The sequence below is a fragment of the Nocardiopsis sp. iso_25 genome (assembly GCF_056173305.1).
In genome coordinates this window covers 6,144,121-6,160,449 of sequence record NZ_CM149667.1, presented here as the reverse complement: position 1 = coordinate 6,160,449, position 16,329 = coordinate 6,144,121, and the positions used below count along the sequence as shown (strand labels likewise).

13 protein-coding genes are annotated in these 16,329 nt (G+C 72.2%); 9 read left to right on the top strand and 4 right to left on the bottom strand.

What is annotated here, in order from left to right:
* Positions 1 to 56: 56 nt before the first annotated feature.
* From AC0VX6_RS26530 to AC0VX6_RS26515, 4 genes are all read left to right on the top strand, one after another.
* Positions 57 to 2,351 carry a heavy metal translocating P-type ATPase gene (locus AC0VX6_RS26530; protein WP_475466642.1) on the top strand — a complete coding sequence of 765 codons (2,295 nt, stop codon included), beginning with the start codon at positions 57 to 59 and terminating at the stop codon, positions 2,349 to 2,351.
* A gap of 276 nt (positions 2,352 to 2,627) precedes the next feature.
* The gene (locus AC0VX6_RS26525) at positions 2,628 to 3,824 is read left to right on the top strand and encodes an RNA-guided endonuclease InsQ/TnpB family protein (RefSeq protein WP_475466641.1); all 1,197 of its coding nucleotides are present in this window, start codon (positions 2,628 to 2,630) and stop codon (positions 3,822 to 3,824) included.
* Between the two features lie 71 nt (positions 3,825 to 3,895).
* Entirely contained in the window at positions 3,896 to 4,351 is a 456-nt protein-coding gene (locus tag AC0VX6_RS26520) for a hypothetical protein (RefSeq protein ID WP_475466640.1), read from the top strand.
* 332 nt (positions 4,352 to 4,683) lie between these two features.
* Entirely contained in the window at positions 4,684 to 6,387 is a 1,704-nt protein-coding gene (locus AC0VX6_RS26515; RefSeq protein WP_475466638.1) for a serine/threonine-protein kinase, read from the top strand.
* Between the two features lie 31 nt (positions 6,388 to 6,418).
* Here AC0VX6_RS26515 and AC0VX6_RS26510 read toward each other — a convergent pair whose 3' ends face one another.
* From AC0VX6_RS26510 to AC0VX6_RS26500, 3 genes are all read right to left on the bottom strand, one after another.
* Positions 6,419 to 7,354: a glutaminase gene (locus AC0VX6_RS26510; RefSeq protein ID WP_302475373.1), complete on the bottom strand. Its 936-nt coding sequence runs from the start codon at positions 7,352 to 7,354 to the stop codon at positions 6,419 to 6,421.
* A 142-nt stretch (positions 7,355 to 7,496) separates the two neighbouring features.
* Positions 7,497 to 8,195, bottom strand: coding sequence for a response regulator transcription factor (locus AC0VX6_RS26505; RefSeq protein WP_274975158.1), 699 nt, complete (start codon positions 8,193 to 8,195; stop codon positions 7,497 to 7,499).
* Positions 8,174 to 9,325 (bottom strand): sensor histidine kinase, encoded by a 1,152-nt coding sequence (locus AC0VX6_RS26500; protein ID WP_274975157.1) that lies wholly within the window; start codon positions 9,323 to 9,325, stop codon positions 8,174 to 8,176. Before AC0VX6_RS26500 ends, AC0VX6_RS26505 begins: the two co-directional genes overlap by 22 nt.
* A 183-nt stretch (positions 9,326 to 9,508) precedes the next feature.
* On the opposite strand from AC0VX6_RS26500, the gene AC0VX6_RS26495 reads away from it, so the two are divergent.
* The 4 genes from AC0VX6_RS26495 to AC0VX6_RS26480 all read left to right on the top strand — a co-directional run bounded on the left by AC0VX6_RS26495 (position 9,509) and on the right by AC0VX6_RS26480 (position 14,000).
* Positions 9,509 to 9,748: a hypothetical protein gene (locus AC0VX6_RS26495; RefSeq protein ID WP_274975156.1), complete on the top strand. Its 240-nt coding sequence runs from the start codon at positions 9,509 to 9,511 to the stop codon at positions 9,746 to 9,748.
* Between the two features lie 102 nt (positions 9,749 to 9,850).
* Positions 9,851 to 10,663 (top strand): NAD-dependent epimerase/dehydratase family protein, encoded by an 813-nt coding sequence (locus tag AC0VX6_RS26490; protein WP_475466637.1) that lies wholly within the window; start codon positions 9,851 to 9,853, stop codon positions 10,661 to 10,663.
* 524 nt (positions 10,664 to 11,187) lie between these two features.
* Positions 11,188 to 12,537 (top strand): KGGVGR-motif variant AAA ATPase, encoded by a 1,350-nt coding sequence (locus AC0VX6_RS26485; protein WP_475466635.1) that lies wholly within the window; start codon positions 11,188 to 11,190, stop codon positions 12,535 to 12,537.
* Positions 12,534 to 14,000, top strand: a complete 1,467-nt coding sequence (locus tag AC0VX6_RS26480; RefSeq protein WP_475466634.1) for a hypothetical protein — start codon at positions 12,534 to 12,536, stop codon at positions 13,998 to 14,000. Before AC0VX6_RS26485 ends, AC0VX6_RS26480 begins: the two co-directional genes overlap by 4 nt.
* A 242-nt stretch (positions 14,001 to 14,242) precedes the next feature.
* Here the strand turns inward: AC0VX6_RS26480 and AC0VX6_RS26475 are convergent, their stop codons facing one another.
* Positions 14,243 to 15,397 carry an acyl-CoA dehydrogenase family protein gene (locus tag AC0VX6_RS26475; protein ID WP_274975154.1) on the bottom strand — a complete coding sequence of 385 codons (1,155 nt, stop codon included), beginning with the start codon at positions 15,395 to 15,397 and terminating at the stop codon, positions 14,243 to 14,245.
* Positions 15,398 to 15,543: 146 nt separating this feature from the next.
* On the opposite strand from AC0VX6_RS26475, the gene AC0VX6_RS26470 reads away from it, so the two are divergent.
* Positions 15,544 to 16,293: a TetR/AcrR family transcriptional regulator gene (locus AC0VX6_RS26470; RefSeq protein WP_475466633.1), complete on the top strand. Its 750-nt coding sequence runs from the start codon at positions 15,544 to 15,546 to the stop codon at positions 16,291 to 16,293.
* Positions 16,294 to 16,329 lie beyond the last annotated feature (36 nt).

The following is a 16,329-nucleotide window of genomic DNA, read 5'->3' as shown; positions in this document are numbered from 1 at the left end:
GAGCGCAGGACCGTCCACGGGAGCACGGGGACGTCACGGAGGACCGAGGAAGCACTATGAGCAGCAGCGCAGCCGCGGCGGGCCGGGCCGACACCGCACCGGTCGAACTGGACATCGGCGGCATGACCTGTGCCGCCTGCGCCAACCGGGTCGAGAAACGGCTCAACAAGCTCGACGGGGTCACCGCCACCGTCAACTTCGCCACCGAGAGGGCCCGCGTCTCCTTCGACGGCGCGCCCACCCCGGTGGAGGACCTCGTCGCCCAGGTCGAGAAGGCGGGCTACACCGCCACCGTCCCCAGGGCCGAACCCGAGGCGGCCGAGGACGCCGCGGAACCCGCCGACCCCGCCCGCGCGCTGCGCGACCGGGTGATCGTCAGCGCGGTCCTGTCGGTGCCGGTCATCGCGATGGCGATGATCCCCGCCCTGCAGTTCACCTACTGGCAGTGGGCCTCGCTGACCCTGGCGGCGCCCGTCGTCGTCTGGGGCGCGCTGCCCTTCCACGTCGCCGCCTGGAAGAACCTCAGGCTGGGCAGCGCCACCATGGACACGCTGGTCTCCCTCGGGGTGTCGGCGGCGTTCCTGTGGTCGCTGTACGCGCTCTTCCTCGGGACCGCGGGCATGGCGGGGATGACCCACCCCTTCGAGTTCACCGTCGCCCGCGGCGACGGGTCGGCCAACATCTACCTGGAGGTGGCCGCCGGGGTCACCACCTTCATCCTCCTCGGCAAGTACTTCGAGGCCCGCTCCAAGAGGCGCGCGGGCGCCGCCCTGCGCGCCCTGCTCGAACTCGGGGTCAGGGAGGCCACCGTCCTGCGCGGCGCGGACTCCCGCCAGGAGCCGGTGCCCGTGGACCGGCTCGTCGTCGGCGACCGCTTCCTCGTCAGGCCGGGGGAGAAGGTGGCCACCGACGGCGTGGTGGAGGAGGGCACCTCCGCCGTGGACATGAGCATGCTCACCGGAGAGTCGGTGCCGGTGGAGGTCGCGCCCGGGGACTCCGTGGTCGGCGCGACCGTCAACGCGGGCGGGCGCCTCGTCGTGCGCGCCACCCGGGTCGGCTCGGACACCCAGCTCGCCCAGATGGCGCGCCTGGTGGAGGAGGCCCAGAACGGCAAAGCCGAGGTCCAGCGCCTGGCCGACCGCGTCTCCGGGGTCTTCGTCCCGATCGCCATCCTCGTCGCGCTCGCCACGCTCGTCGTCTGGCTCGTGCTGGGGGCGTCCGCCCCGACTGCCTTCACCGCCGCGGTCGCGGTGCTCATCATCGCCTGCCCGTGCGCCCTGGGCCTGGCCACGCCCATGGCCCTGATGGTGGGCACCGGGCGCGGCGCCCAGCTGGGCATCCTCATCAAGGGCCCCGAGGTGCTGGAGGACACCCGGCGCGTGGACACGGTCGTGCTGGACAAGACCGGCACCGTCACCACCGGCCGGATGACCCTGACCGGCGTGTCCACCGCCGAGGGCGAGGACGAGGAGGAGGTCCTGCGCCTGGCCGGGGCCCTGGAGAACGCCTCCGAGCACCCCATCGCGCGGGCGATCGCCGCCGGGGCCGCCGACCGCGTGGGCGCGCTCCCGTCCCCCGGGGACTTCACCAACGCCGAGGGCCTGGGTGTCCGGGGGACCGTCGGGGGCCGTGCCGTGGCCGTCGGCCGGGTCGCGCTGCTGGAGGAGGACGGCGCCGTCCTGCCCGAGCGGCTGGCCGCCGCCCTCGCCGACGCCGAGGCGCAGGGCCGCACCGCCGTCGCGGTGGGCTGGGAGGGCCGCGTCCGGGGCGTGCTGGTGGTGGCCGACACGGTCAAGCCCACCAGCGCCGAGGCCGTCCGCAGGTTCCGCGAGCTGGGGCTCACCCCGATCCTGCTCACCGGGGACAACCGGGCGGTGGCCCGTGCGGTGGCCGACCAGGTCGGCATCGACGAGGTGATCGCCGAGGTCCTGCCCCGCGACAAGGTCGAGGTCGTGCAGCGGTTGCAGGGCGAGGGGCGCACGGTGGCGATGGTCGGCGACGGGGTCAACGACGCCGCGGCCCTGGCCCAGGCGGACCTGGGGCTGGCGATGGGCACGGGGACGGACGTGGCCATCGAGGCCAGCGACCTGACCCTGGTGCGCGGCGACCTGCGCGCCGCCGCCGACGCCATCCGCCTCTCCCGCAGGACCCTCAGCACCATCAAGGGCAACCTGTTCTGGGCCTTCGCCTACAACGCCGCCGCGATCCCGCTGGCGGCGGCGGGGCTGCTCAACCCCATGATCGCCGGAGCGGCCATGGCCTTCTCCAGCGTCTTCGTCGTGAGCAACAGCCAGCGGCTGCGCCGGTTCCGCCCGCTGGCGAGGGACGGGGCCGCCGACCGGGCCTCCTGACCGGCCCCTCCGGGACGGCACGGTCCCGCCCTCCGACCTCTCCCTGGCCGAGGTCCTCGACCGCGTGCTGTGGCGGGACCCGCCGATCACCAACTTCCCCGTCCTCTACCTCTCTTTCGCGAGAGTGCTACCGGCTTCAGTCGGTGGGTGAAAGGCCCGTCACGAAACGTCACACCCTCGCGCTAAGGTCGACCCAGACCAGGCAGGAGGTGACACATCAAGCGCGAACGCGGCCACAAGACCCGCCTCTACCCCACCAAGGACCAACTCTCGGGGTTGGAAACCCAGGGCCACGCCGCCCGCGCCCTGTGGAACCTGCTCCACTCCTGGTGGACCATGTCCTCCGAAAACCGGCGAGTGTCCCTGGCTGACGCTGATGCGGCTATTCGTCAGGCCCGTAAGGACCTGCCCTGGCTGGCGGCCCTTCCCGCGCAAGCAGCACAGCAAGTCCTGAAGACCTACTTCCGGGCATGGCAGAACTGCTGGGCGGGCCGGGCAGGCCCGCCCGTCTTCAAGGCCCGGCTGCGTTCACGGATGTGCGTGGACGTCCCCCAAGGCCGGGACTTGAACATCAAACGTGTGGCCCGTAAGTGGGGAATCGTGCAGATCCCCAAGGTCGGTGTGGTCCGGTTTAGGTGGACCAAGGACTTGCCTGTGGGCAAGCGCGCCGGTGCCGCGAACAAGGTCACTGGGGCGCGGTTGGTGTGGGAGGCCCACGGCTGGCACGTGGTGCTACGGGTGCGCACCGAGGTCAAGGAGCCCGCGCCTCATATCGGCCCGGGGGTGGGGATCGATCGGGGTGTGGCCAAGCCGCTCGCCCTGTCCGATGGGACGTTCCGTGAGCACGGGCCGTGGCTGTCCCCAGGTGAGGCCGAACGTTTGCGCCGGTTGGAGTGCACAGCCGCACGTCAACGGCGGCAGCGCACACCCGGACAGTCGTCTTCGAACCGGCTGCGGCGGACCTATGACCAGATCGCGGGGGTGCGCGCGAAAGCCAAGCGCCGTGCCCTGGACTGGCAGCACCGGGTCACGCACGCCCTGGCTGAGGAGTTCGGTGTGGTGGGGGTCGAGGACCTGCACATCGCCGGGATGGTTCGCGCGGCCCGGGGGACGGTGGAGGCCCCGGGCACCAACGTGGCACAGAAGTCCGGGTTGAACCGTGCCATCGCCGGTCAGGCGTGGGGACGTACGGTCACGTTGTTGGAGTACAAGCTCGCCGACCGGGGCGGGCACCTGGTGCGGGTGCCCGCCCCGTACACCTCGCGGCGCTGCTCGGCATGCCAGGCCATCACCGAGGGCAGCCGCGAGTCGCGGGACCGGTTCGTGTGCAAGGCACCGGGGTGCGGGTATGCGGCGCACGCCGACATCAACGCCGCGTGCAATGTGGAGTATCTGACCAGGCTGGAAGCGCCCCAGGACATTGTGGGTGCCAGGACGTGGAGCCCTCGCCGTCAGGCGGGCTGTGAAGCGTAGACCACCAGCGGCGGACGGGTTCTGTTAGCTGGATTCTCCCGCTTTCAAACGGGAGAGGATGTCAACCGCGCGTGGACGTGCCCCTCGACGACGGCCGGGTGATCGGGGTCGGCACCCCCGTGCTGATGGCCCCCGCCGCCGCGAACCACTTCTTCGCCCTGGAGAACGCCGAGCGGATGGAGGAGACCGCCAACCGGGCGCACGTGGCCTGGGGTGCGGGGCCGCACCGGTGTCCCGCCATCGGGGAGGCGACCACCGTCGTCGCCGTCGCGGTGCGCGTCCTGCTCACCCGCCTGCCCGGGCTGCGCCTGGCCGTCCCGCCCGACCAGCTGCGCTGGCGGCTGTCGGCCCTGTCCTGGTCCCCCGTCCGGCTCCCCGTCGAGTTCACCCCGCGGGAGCCCCCGCCCCGCGGGCCCGAGGAGGCCGCGCCGCCCCCGCCCGCCGACGGGCCCGGGCCGGGGAGGCGGGCGTCCGGCGGCCCGTCGTCCCCGCCGAACTTCCTGGCACGGCTGCTGCGCGGGTCCTGAGACGGCCCCCGCACACCCGTGTCGGCCGGAGCCCCGGGGAGGCTGCGACGGCCGACGCCGCCCCCCGCGCGCGCCCGTGCGGCGCGGTCCGGGCGGACACGCCCGGTGATCCCCGTCCCGCCGGTCCGGCGCCGCGCGGCTCCTCCGGCGGAATCCGCCCATGTCAGGGGCGTGCGCCCGGACACCCCCCGCGCGGGGAAGGCACATGACACCGTGGCGGGGAGCGCCAACAGTGGCCGGGGGATCCTAGACTCGCTAACGCCCAGGGGCTCCTCCTCCGCCGTGCCCCGTACTCCCCACACCGCCCCTCCCCACAGAGGAACAGCGCCTTCATGAACAGTTCCGAAGCCGACCCCCGTCGCCTCCTGGTCAACCGGTACCGTCTGGACGAGGTCATCGGCTCCGGCGGCATGGGGCGGGTCTGGCAGGGCACCGACACCCTCCTGGACCGGCCGGTCGCCGTCAAGGAGCTGACCACGCCGCCGAACCTGCCCCCGCACGAGGTCGAGGTGCTGCGCACCCGCATGCTGCGCGAGGCGCGCAGCGCCGCGCAGCTCAGCCACCCGGCCATCATCACGGTGTTCGACGTGGCCGAGGAGGACGGCCGTCCGTGGATCGTCATGGAGCTGGTCCGCGGCCCCTCCCTGGGCGACATCGTCCGCGACGAGGGCGCGCTGCCGGTCCGGCGGGCCGCCGGGATCGGCGAGCAGATGGCGGCGGGGCTGGCCGAGGCGCACGCCCGCGGCATCGTGCACCGCGACATCAAGCCGGGCAACGTGCTCATCGCGGGCAACGACCGCGCGGTCCTGACCGACTTCGGCATCGCCCACCTGGACGGCTCCACCCACCTGACCAGCACCGGGCTGCTGATCGGCTCCCCGAGCTACCTGGCCCCGGAGGTCGCGCACGGCTACTCGGCCACCCCGGCCTCGGACATGTGGGCCCTGGGCGTCACCCTCTACCAGGCGGTCGAGGGCACCCTGCCCTTCGAACGGCCGACCCCGATGGCGACGCTGACCGCCATCGTCACCCAGGACCTGCCCGAGCCGGTCAACGCCGGTCCGCTGCGCCCGGTCCTGGAGGCCCTGTGCGAGAAGCGCCCGGAGGACCGGCCGTCGGTCGGTGAGGTGCGCGCCCTGCTGCGCGAGATCCGGGACGCGGACGACACACCCGAGGCGGTCGCCCCCACGATGGTCACCACCGTGCCCACGCCGGAGCCGGAGGAGGTGGCCGAGGCGGCCGTCCGCGCCGAACCGCCGGTTCCGGGCCCGGCCCCCGGCCCGGCCGCCCCCCGACGTGAGGCACGCCCCGGTTCCGTCCGGCGGACGCTGCTGGTCGCCGCCGCCGTGTTCGTGCTCCTCGTCGCGGGCGCCACCACCAGCCTCCTGGTGAGCATGAACCGTTCGGGCGGGGCCGACACCGGACTGGTCGACGGCTCGGGCCAGGAGGCCGCCGCCGACCCCGGTACGGAGGAGCCGGCGCCCCCCGCCGAGGAGAGCGCGTCCGCGGCCGAGGAGACGCCGCGGGAGTCCGCGGAGCCCTCGGACGGGGAGTCGGAGGAGGAGCGGGACGAGGACGGCGTGGAGGAGGCCTGGGGGCCCCTCACCCGCCACGAGGACTCCAGCGGCTTCTCCGTGGACGTCCCCGAGGGCTGGAACGTCGAGCGCGAGGGCCACATGGTCTACTTCCGCAACCCCGACGGCGGCTACCTGCTGGTGGACCAGACCGACAACCCCAACCCCGACGCCGGGGACGACTGGCGCGAGTTCGAGCCCGTCGGCAGCGGCAACTTCAGCGGCTACGAACTGATCGGCATCGAGGACGTCGAGGCCGACTGGACCGAGGACTACGTCAGCGCCGCCGACTGGGAGTTCACCTTCGGCAACGGCGACATGCACGCCATCAACCGCGGCTTCCACACCGAGGACATCGGCTACGCCCTGTTCCTGGTGGCCGACAACGACCACCCCGAGCAGAACCGTGCGCTGCTGGACCACATGTCCCGCGGCTTCGAACCGGCAGACGGGGACGACTGAGCGGTCAGAGCGGTCAGAGCGGTCAGAGTGGTCAGAACACCGAGCAGTTGGTGATGTCGGTGAAGGCCTCCAGGGCCAGCGCCGCCGTCACCGAGTTGCCCTTGGCGTCCAGACCGGGCCCCCACGCCGCCACCGAGCAGCGCCCCGGCACGATCGCGAGGATGCCGCCGCCCACCCCGCTCTTGCAGGGCAGGCCGACGCGGTAGGCGAACTCGCCCGCGGCGTCGTAGGTGCCGCAGGTGAGCATCACCGCCATGACGCGGCGCGCGTCGGAGCGGCTGAGCAGCTGGGAGCCGTCCGCACGCCTGCCGTGGCGCGCCAGCAGCAGCCCCACCCGGGCCAGCTCCTCGCAGCTGACGGTGATCGCGCACTGCCGGAAGTAGTGGTCCAGCACATCGGGCACCGGGTTGTGCATGTTGCCGAAGCTCGACATGAGGTAGGCCAGCGCCCGGTTGCGGTCGCCGTGCTCGTCCTCCGAGCGCGCCACCAGGTTGTCCGTGTGCAGGTCGGGGTCGCCGGTCTCCGCGCACAGCAGCTCCCCCAGCGCGCCGACGGCGTCCCCGGTGTCGGTCAGCAGCTGGTCGGTGACGATGAGCGCGCCCGGATTGATCATGGGGTTGCGGGGCACGCCGCTCTCGAACTCCAGCTGGTACAGGGAGTTGAAGGAGTTGCCCGAGGGTTCCCGGTTGACCCGTTTCCACACGCTGTCCCCGGACCTGCTCATCACCAGCGCCAGGGTGAACACCTTGGTGATGCTCTGCATGGAGAAGCGCGTCCGGGAGTGGTCGCCGACGCTGTACAGGTCGCCGTCCACCGTGGCCACGGCGAACCCGAACTCGTCCGGGTCCACGTTGGCCAGTTCGGGGATGTAGTCGGCGACCCGGCCCTCGCCGATGTGCGACCGCACCCTCTCCATGACGGCGTCGAGCACTTCTCCGTAGTCGCCGTGGTCGCCGCAGTCGCTCACCTCGGCCTCCGCCCCCTTCCGTGTCGGTGTCCCTCCACCTCCGGCTACCCAGGACGGGCCCGGACATGGCACGGGACGGCCCCGGAGGGGGCGGAAGGGGCGGGGAGCGGGCGCCGGACGGCCGGGGAGGCGGCGGGGAGGGTCAGCCCCTCCCGTCCAGGAGCTGGGCGTCGTGCACCAGCAGCGCCACCTGGACGCGGTTGTTGAGCCCGAGCTTGGTGAGGATGCTCGACACGTGCGTCTTGACGGTCGGCACGCTCAGGAACAGGGCCGAGGCGATGTCGGCGTTGGACCGGCCCCCGCCGACCGCCACGGCCACCTCCAGCTCCCGGCCGTTGAGCGCCGAGAGCCGCTCGCGCGCACGCAGGGCCCGCTCGCCGCGGTCGCTGGCGCCCACCCGCTCGACCAGCCGCCGCGTCACCGCCGGGGAGAGCACCGACATGCCCCGGGACACCTGGCGCACCGACTCCACGATCTCCGCCGGAGGGGTGTCCTTGAGCAGGAACCCCGCCGCGCCCGCCCGCAGCGCGCGCAGCACGTGCTCATCGGCGTCGAAGGTGGTCAGCACCAGCACCTCCGGCGGGTTCTCCAGGGCCCGCAGCCGCTCGGTGGCGGTCAGCCCGTCCACCGTCGGCATCCGGATGTCCATCAGGACCACGTCGGGGGAGTGGCGCGCCACCAGGTCGACCACCGCGCTGCCGTCCTCGGCCTCGGCCAGCACCCGGATGTCGGGCGCGCCGCCCATCATCATCACCAGGCCGACCCGGACCAGCGCGTCGTCATCGACGAGCACGACCCCGATCTCCCGCTCCGTCTCGCTCATGTGGGCCACGGTAGCCATGCCGCCAGCCGCCAGCCACCCCGGCCGTCCGGACCGTGCTCCAGCCGCCCCGAGGCCAGGGACACCCGCTCGGCGAGCCCGACCAGGCCCTGGCCGTCGCCGTCCCCGCCCGAGGCCGCGCGGGGGGAGGGGTCGTTGCCCACCTCCACCAGCAGGCCGTCCCCCGGGGCTCCCCGGACCAGCACGCGCGTGGTGGCGCCCGGCGCGTGCTTGCGCACGTTCGTCAGCCCCTCCTGGACGATCCGGTAGGCGGTGCGACCGGTGCGCTCGGGGACCGTCCCGGCGCACTCCTGCACGAACTCCACCCTGGTCCCGGCCTCGTCGGCCTCCTCCACCAGCTGCCGCAGGTCGGCCATGGTCGGCTGCGGCAGCTCCCCGACGGGCGCGCGCAGCACGCCGATCACCTCCCGCAGGTCCTGGAGGGCCTGGTGGGCGCTCTCGCGGATCACCTTCGCCGACCGGGCCACCTCCTCGGCGGGGGCGTCGGGCCGGTACTCCAGGGCGCCCGCGTGCACGCTCAGCAGGGACAGCCGGTGCCCGAGCACGTCGTGGATCTCGCGGGCCATGGCCTCGCGGACCTGGTGCTGGGCGTGCTCGGCGCGCAGCTGAGCCTCCGTCTCGGCGTGCACGGCCCGGTCGCGCAGCGACTCCACCAGCTCGCGCCGGTGCTGGACGGTGAGCCCCCAGCCGGTCACGGCGCCTTGGAGGGCGGCCCCCAGCAGGAGGATCACCAGGAACGGGGCGTGCGGGTCGGGCCACAGCGCGGCGTGCACCAGCGAGGCGCCCACGCTCAGCCCGTACACCGCCAGGCTGGTGCGGGGCGGACGGCGCACGGCCAGGGAGAACAGGGCGATGAGCATCGCGCCCGAGGCCAGCCCGGAGACGGCGGAGTACAGGACGAGCACGACGGCGATCTGGACCGGCCAGCGCCGCCGCCACCACAGCGCCAGGCAGGCCAGCAGGGCGAGGGCCGCGTCGGCGGCCTGGAGCCACACGGGCAGGACCGGTTCCCGGACGGGCAGGTGGGGGAACTCCGCGGCGTTCATCAGCACGGAGAGGAGGGCGATCAGGAAGATGGAGGAGTCCACGATCCAGTCGCGCGCGCCGCACCGCCCGTCCACAGCGTTCATCGCAGTGCAGTCTACGTTCGGGGCCGCACCCGGAGGGCGGGAGCGGGCGGGGCGCGGGCCGCGCGCCCTCGGCCGTTCGGCCGACCCGCCCGCGCGCCCTCGGCCGTTCGGCCGACCCGCCCGGGCGGGGACTGGACGGTCGGCCGATGCGCCGCGCGCGCCCCGGTGTCTAGCGTCGGAGGCATGCGCAAGGTCATCCAGGGCGTCGGCGTCCTGCTCGTCCTCGTCGGCGTCAGCGGCGCCGTCGACCACCTCTGGTACCAGCCGTTCCTGGGTGTGGTCCTCAACTCGTTCAACCGCTTCGTCGTGCCCAACGTGGCGGCCTTCGAGGGCTACGAGCTGCTCGCCAACCTGTGCGTGGCCGCCGCCGGCGCCGCCCTGGTCCTGGGGATGGAGGCGCTGCGGCCGCGGAGCCGCGCCTGAGGACGGGACAGGTCCGCGCGGGTCCGCGCCGGGTCCGCCGCGCCGGGCCCGGCGCGGCGAGGACGGTTCGTGTCCGGTCCGCGCGTCGGTACCTTGTAACCGATGAGCACTCTGGTCACCGGAGCCACCGGAATGGTGGGCCGCCGCGTCCTCACCCAGCTGAGGAGCCGCGGCCTGCCCGCGACGGGCGCGTCCCGCACCTCGAAGACCCGCCTGGACTGGACCGACACCTCCAACTGGGACGAGATCCTCGACGGCGTCAAGAACGTCTTCGTGGTGACGCCGGTCGGGAGCGCGCTGGGCAACCGGGTCGCCGGGTTCCTGGAGAGGGCCGCCGCGGCCGGGGCCGTCAACGCCGTGGTCCTGACCGCCATGGGCAGCGAGTACGCGCCGTCGGACTCCGACCAGCGCGCCGCCGAGCTGCGGGCCAGGGACCTGTTCGGCCGGTGGACCGTGCTGCGGTCCAACTGGCTCTTCCAGGACTTCACCGAGGGGATGTTCGCCGGTCTGGCGCGCTCGCGCAACGGCCGCCTCGAACTGCCGGTCAAGAAGAGGACCGAGGTCAGCTTCGTGGACGCCCGCGACGTGGCCGACGCCGCTGTCGCGGCCCTGCTGGACGACCACAGCGGCAGGGAGTACACGCTCACGGGCCCGCAGCCGCTCACCTTCCGCGAGGTGGTCAAGCAGACCCGGGGCACCGAGAGCCCTGTGTGGCGGTTCAAGGCCGTCGACGAGGCGGGCTTCTACTTCCGCGCCGCGGACCGGGGGTGGAACGACCGCTTCATCGACACCCTCAACGAGCGCTTCGCCGCCGCGGTCCGGGGCAGGGCGGCCGAGGTCACCGAGGACGTGCGCGCGGCGCTCAGTCGCGACCCCATCCCGCTGGGCCGCTTCGTCCGCGAGGCCACGCTCTGACCCGTCGCCGAACACGGACATCCCGTTCGGGAGTTCCTGTGAGCGACGGTCCTCGCTGACGGGCGGTCGATAGGATTCCGGCGTGTCCGAGACAGAACATGCGCAGGAGTTCGGGGGAGCCGCTCGACGTCACTTCGACGACGCGGAGCTTCTCCGATCCGGCAGTCGGTTCCCCAACGCCGACTACCACTACGGTTTCGCCGTGGAGTGTGCTCTCAAGAGCCTGCTGCTCAGATACCTCGGAGCGACCATGAGCCAGAAGAACAAGCCGCCCCAGATCGGTTCGCAGACCCTGGCCATCTGCCCGGCGTGTGGGATCGTGCGCGCCTGCAGGCCCAGGGGCGTTCCGCGACCAGGCTCGTCTCAGCCATGGGCACGGACAACCCCTTCGACGGGTACAGCGTGACGCATCGTTACCTCGGGAGCCCGCAGGTGGACGCCGAGGCCTTCGCACAACGTCGCGAAGCCGCCCGCCGGGTGCTCTCACTCCACCAACAGGCGCTCCTGGCTGGAGGACTGCGGTGATGCCCGACATCGTCCGTTTCGACGAAGCGGCCCCCCGGGCCCGCGCCGTGGCCCGGTCCATCGCCGAAACCGGTGTCGCGGTCGTGGTCGTCGGGGACTTCCTGGGGCGGCTCACACTGCTTCTCGATGACCGCTGTACGCCGCTGGACACCGGACAGGTGGAAAGCTGGCGGGCACGGCTCCGGGAACGCCTCGGCGACTATGCTTCCGAAGAACCGCTGCTGTTGGGGTCCGATCTCTTCGCACCGGAGTCCCTTCTGGAGTCCCCACGCAGGCTCCTCGCACCGGAATCACCGGTCAACGGGGGAGACGTGTACCTCCTGGACAACACGGTCGTCGGTGAGGACTGGTCCAAGGTCGTTCCACCCGCGACGGGGGGCGGGGCGTCCAGCGCGCGCACGGCGCTGTACGGCTTCAAGGGCGGGGTGGGGCGTTCCACGGCAACGTACCTGTTGGGCAAGCACCTCGCCAGCCAGGGCCGCTGTGTTCTCATCGTGGACCTGGACCTCGAATCCCCCGGGGCGGGGTCGCTCCTGCCGAACGATGACCACGTTCCGGCCTACGGGGTGGTGGACCACCTGGTGGAGTCCGCCGTCGGCAACGCTGACGGCCTGGACTTGGTCGTCCGGGCCTCGCACGTGTCGCTGGAGGGCAACGGGGAGCTCTGGGTGGCTCCCGCCCGTGGCGGCGGGCTCAGAGCCTCCGAGGATCCTCCCTACTCCTACGTGGACAAGCTCAACCGGGTCTACGCGGATGTTCCCAGGGCGGAAGCGGGCCCGATGAGCTTCGCTGACCGCCTCGAGGACGCGGTGTCCGCCTGCGAGCGTAGGGTCGCGGACCTGAGCAGGCAGCCGGATGTCGTCCTGCTCGACAGCCGGGCGGGGATCCACGACATCGCCGCTGTGGCGATCTCACGCTTGTGCGACCTCGCTCTGCTCTTCGGCGCTGACAACGCACAGACCTGGAGAGGCTACGAGGACCTCTTCCGGGAGTGGCAGGAATCCGGTCAGGCGGAGAAGATTCGGGAGAAACTCCGGGTCGTCGCCTCGATGGTCCCTGCCAACCGGAGGGAGGAGTACCTGGAGTCCTTCAGGGACCACGCGGCACAGGCCTTCTCCCTGCTCTACGACGACGTCACGGCGGGCGGGGATGAGAGGGACGCGTTCAATCCCAGCCTGGAGGACGACTCCGCGCCCCATGCGCCGCTCTGGATCCTGTTCGCCACCGACCTGGTCGGGCTCGACAGCGCGCGAACACCCGACTGGTGTGATCAGCCCTACGTCCAGACGGCCTATGCGGACTTCCTTCGGGCCGCCGGCCGACTCGTCATGAATGAGGACAACCCATGACCCAGGGCATGAGCGCCGCCGAACTGCGAACCCTGTTGAGCGAGGCGCTGCCCGGTGCCCAGGATGCCGACACCGAGCAGCCCGGCCCGAACACCCTCTTCACCCCGACCAGCCACCGACTCGCCCTGGACCCCGAGGTGACGGTGGTCCGAGGCGGGCGCGGTGTCGGTAAGACGTTCTGGTTCCGTTCCCTGCTGGACGACAAGCTCCGGCGGATCGCTGCCGAGGAGTACCAGATCGCCCGTCTGACCAGGGTGGCCGTGACCGCGGGATACGGGGCTCAGCTGAGGCCGGACCTCTATCCGGGGCCCTCGCAGATGCACGCTCTCCTGGACTCGGGGGTGCCCCCGGCGGATCTGTGGAACAGCGTGCTCCTGGTCGCCCTCGAAGTGCCCGAGGTTCTCGCGCTGTCGTCCTGGACCGAGCGTGTGGAGTGGACGCGCGACAACCCGGGCACCCGCGATGTCGCGGTCGCGCGGGCGGACCAGGAGGCCAGGAGCGACGGGGTCACCCGTCTGGTGCTGTTCGACGCCCTGGAGCACCTGCACCGGGAGCGCGCGCAGGCGGACCGGCTCGTGAGCGGCCTGCTGCGGCTGGCCTTGGAGGTGCGCCTGAGCACCAGGAACCTGCGTTTCAAGGTGTTCATCCGGCCGGACATGTTCGAGAGCGGGGGAGGGCGGTTCGCTGACGCCTCCAAGCTCAGTGCCAACGCGGCCGACCCGACGTGGTCGACGACCAATCTGTACGGCCTGTTCTTCCACTACCTCGGGAACCAGGGGTCACCAGGGCCGTCCGCCGAGTTCAGGCGGCTGCGGGACGGTTGGCGCAACGACACGGACAACCGTTACCTTCCTCCGGTCGAGCTCCTCTCGAACGGTGAGACGCAGAAGGAGGAGTTCACCCGGATCGCCGGTCCTTACATGGGGGCGAACTACCGCAAGGGGCACACGTACACCTGGCTTCCGAACCACCTGATGGACGGTACCGAACAGGTGAGCCCGCGCAGTTTCCTCAGCGCGTTGCGCACCGCGGTGGACGAGACCCTCGAGCACTACGCGCACCACGACCACGCCATCCACTACGAGGGCGTCCGCAAGGGGGTGCAGGACGCCTCTCGGACGCGGGTGGAGGAGATCGGAGAGGACCTTCCCTGGGTGCGGACCGCGATCAGTCCGCTGGACGGCGAACAGGTCCCCATCGAACAGTCCGACGTGATCAGGCTGTGGGAGGCAGAGGGCCTGACGGAGAAGCTGGAGCGGCAGGCCCGGCGCGGCGACATCGGGGAGGGCGGAGTCCGTACGGGACCGCGTAACCCCGACGTCTACCCCGAGCTGATCGGTGAACTCATCGAGCTCGGAGTCATGCGCAGGCGCAAGGACGGGCGTCTGGACCTTCCGGACGTGTACCGGATCGCCTTCGCCATCGGCCGCAAGGGCGGCGTGCCGAAGGTCAAGGCCTCCTGACGTGGCCCGCAAGGACCGGGACGGAACATGGTGACCACCCGCCCCTGAGGACGGGAGGGCGCCCGCACCGCTGGGCGCCCGCCGGACGGGGGTTCGCGGCTCCCGGCGGAACACGGACGGGACGGCCCGCCTCCGCAGGGCTTCCGCGAGGGCACGGCGCACCACATGAGAAGACCCCGCTCCACGGCTCGCGTCTCCGCGGAGACCGGCCGTGAGCAGGGTCCCCTCGTGCTTCCGGGCCGCTACTTGAGGAGCTGGCGGGCCATCACCATGCGCTGGATCTGGTTCGTGCCCTCGTAGATCTGGGTGATCTTGGCGTCGCGCATCATGCGCTCCAGGGGGAAGTCCTTCACGTAGCCCGCGCCGCCCAGCAGTTGCACGGCGTCGGTGGTGATCTCCATGGCGGCGTCGGAGGCGAAGCACTTGGCGGCGGCGCCGTAGAACGGCAGGTCGTCGTCGCCGCGCTCGGACTTGGCGGCGGCCACGTAGACCATCTGCCGCGCGGTCTCCAGCTTCATCGCCATGTCGGCGAGCATGAACTGCACGCCCTGGAAGTCGGCGATGTGCTTGCCGAACTGCTTGCGCTCCTTGACGTAGGCCACCGCCTGGTCCAGCGCGCCCTGCGCGATGCCGACGGCCTGCGCGCCGATGGTGACGCGCGTGTGGTCCAGGGTGCGCAGCGCGATCTTGAGGCCCTCGCCCGGGGCGCCGACGATGCGGTCGCCGGGGACACGCACGTTGTCGAAGAACAGCTCGCGGGTCGGGGAGCCCTTGATGCCGAGCTTGCGCTCGGGCTCGCCCAGGGTGAAGCCCTCGTCGTCGGCGTGCAGCACGAAGGCGGAGACGTTGCGGCCGCGCGCGCCCTCGGGGTCGGTCACCGCCAGCACCGTGTAGTACTTGCTGACCCCGGCGTTGGTGATCCAGGACTTCTGGCCGTTGAGGACCCAGCCGTCCCCGTCGGCGACGGCCTGGGTGCGCATGCTCGCGGTGTCGGAACCGGCCTCGCGCTCGGACAGGCCGTAGGAGAACATCGCCCCGCCGCTGGCCACCTCGGGCAGGTAGCGCCGCTTGACCTCCTCGGAGGCGCCCAGGATCAGCGGCATGGTGCCGAGCTTGTTGACGGCGGGGATGAGGGAGGAGGAGGCGCACACGCGGGCGACCTCCTCGATGACGATGCAGGTGGCCAGGGCGTCGGCGCCCACGCCGTCGTACTCCTCGGCGATGTGCGGGGCGTGGAAGTCCGTGGCCACCAGCGCGTCGAGGGCGTCCTGGGGGAAGGCGCTCCTCTCGTCGACCTCCGCCGCGTGCGGGGCGATCTTGTCCTCGGCGACGGAGCGTACGGCCTCGCGCAGCTCCTCGTGCTCCTCGGTGGTCCTGAACAGGTCGAAGTCGCTCATCTGCATTCCTCCCCTGGCGGCGGTCCCGGGTGATGGCACCGCGTGCCATTCCTTGGCATTCAGTGCCAGGATAGGGGGCGGAAGGGATGAAGTACACAGATGGGGGCGCACAGCCTTCCAGACAACGGACGAAGGGGGCGCGGCCCATGGAGAACCAGGGCGGCCGGGGCGGTCAGACGCGCGCGGACACCCGTGCCGTGGTGCTGGCCGCGGTGCGGCTGTTCACCGAGGACGGCTTCGAGGCCACGACGATGGACCAGATCGCCGCCGCCACGGGCGTGAGCCGACGCAGTCTGTTCCGCCGCTTCGGCTCGAAGGAGGACATCCTCTTCGCCGAGCACGACGAGCTGTTCGCCACGGTCGAGGGCTTCCTGGAGGCCTCCCCGGACGACCCGCTGACGTCGGTCCTCTCCGCCACCCGGCTGGTGCTCCAGGGCTACCTGGGCGATCCGGAGATCACCGTGCCCCGCTACCGCCTGGTCCGCGCCCACGCACGCCTGCGCGACCGCGAGGTGGCGATGACCGCCCGCTACCAGGCCGCCTTCAGCCGCTACCTGGCGCGGCGCGGGGGAGGCGGTGACCGCTCGCTGGCCGCCGGGGTGGTGGCCGCGTCGCTGATCGCGGCGCACAACCACGTCCTGCGCGGGTGGCTGCGCGGCCCGGAGCAGGACGTCCGCGAGGTGTGGGCGCGCTTCGACGAGGCCATGGAGTTCGTCCGCCTGGCCGCCGAGCCGATGCTGCGCACCGCGCCGGAGCCGCGGCGCGACCGGGTGCTCGTGGCGGTCTACCCCGGCGGCACCGGTCGTGAGGAGCTGCTCCGCCTTGTCTCCGAGGCCGTCCGGCAGTCCGAGGGGTCCGGGGAACCGGAGGGAGCCGAGGGGCCCGCGAGGGCGTAGGGGATCGAGGGGCCCGGGCCCGCGCGGTCGGGGCGG

Excerpts from the sequence above, each read along its gene's own strand:
- AC0VX6_RS26530 (WP_475466642.1), top strand. The coding sequence starts at position 57 with ATGAGCAGCAGCGCAGCCGCGGCGGGCCGGGCCGACACCGCACCGGTC.
- AC0VX6_RS26515 (WP_475466638.1), top strand. The coding sequence starts at position 4,684 with ATGAACAGTTCCGAAGCCGACCCCCGTCGCCTCCTGGTCAACCGGTAC.
- AC0VX6_RS26505 (WP_274975158.1), bottom strand. The coding sequence starts at position 8,195 with ATGGCTACCGTGGCCCACATGAGCGAGACGGAGCGGGAGATCGGGGTC.
- AC0VX6_RS26500 (WP_274975157.1), bottom strand. The coding sequence starts at position 9,325 with ATGAACGCTGTGGACGGGCGGTGCGGCGCGCGCGACTGGATCGTGGAC.
- AC0VX6_RS26495 (WP_274975156.1), top strand. The coding sequence starts at position 9,509 with ATGCGCAAGGTCATCCAGGGCGTCGGCGTCCTGCTCGTCCTCGTCGGC.
- AC0VX6_RS26490 (WP_475466637.1), top strand. The coding sequence starts at position 9,851 with ATGAGCACTCTGGTCACCGGAGCCACCGGAATGGTGGGCCGCCGCGTC.
- AC0VX6_RS26485 (WP_475466635.1), top strand. The coding sequence starts at position 11,188 with ATGCCCGACATCGTCCGTTTCGACGAAGCGGCCCCCCGGGCCCGCGCC.
- AC0VX6_RS26480 (WP_475466634.1), top strand. The coding sequence starts at position 12,534 with ATGACCCAGGGCATGAGCGCCGCCGAACTGCGAACCCTGTTGAGCGAG.
- AC0VX6_RS26475 (WP_274975154.1), bottom strand. The coding sequence starts at position 15,397 with ATGAGCGACTTCGACCTGTTCAGGACCACCGAGGAGCACGAGGAGCTG.
- AC0VX6_RS26470 (WP_475466633.1), top strand. The coding sequence starts at position 15,544 with ATGGAGAACCAGGGCGGCCGGGGCGGTCAGACGCGCGCGGACACCCGT.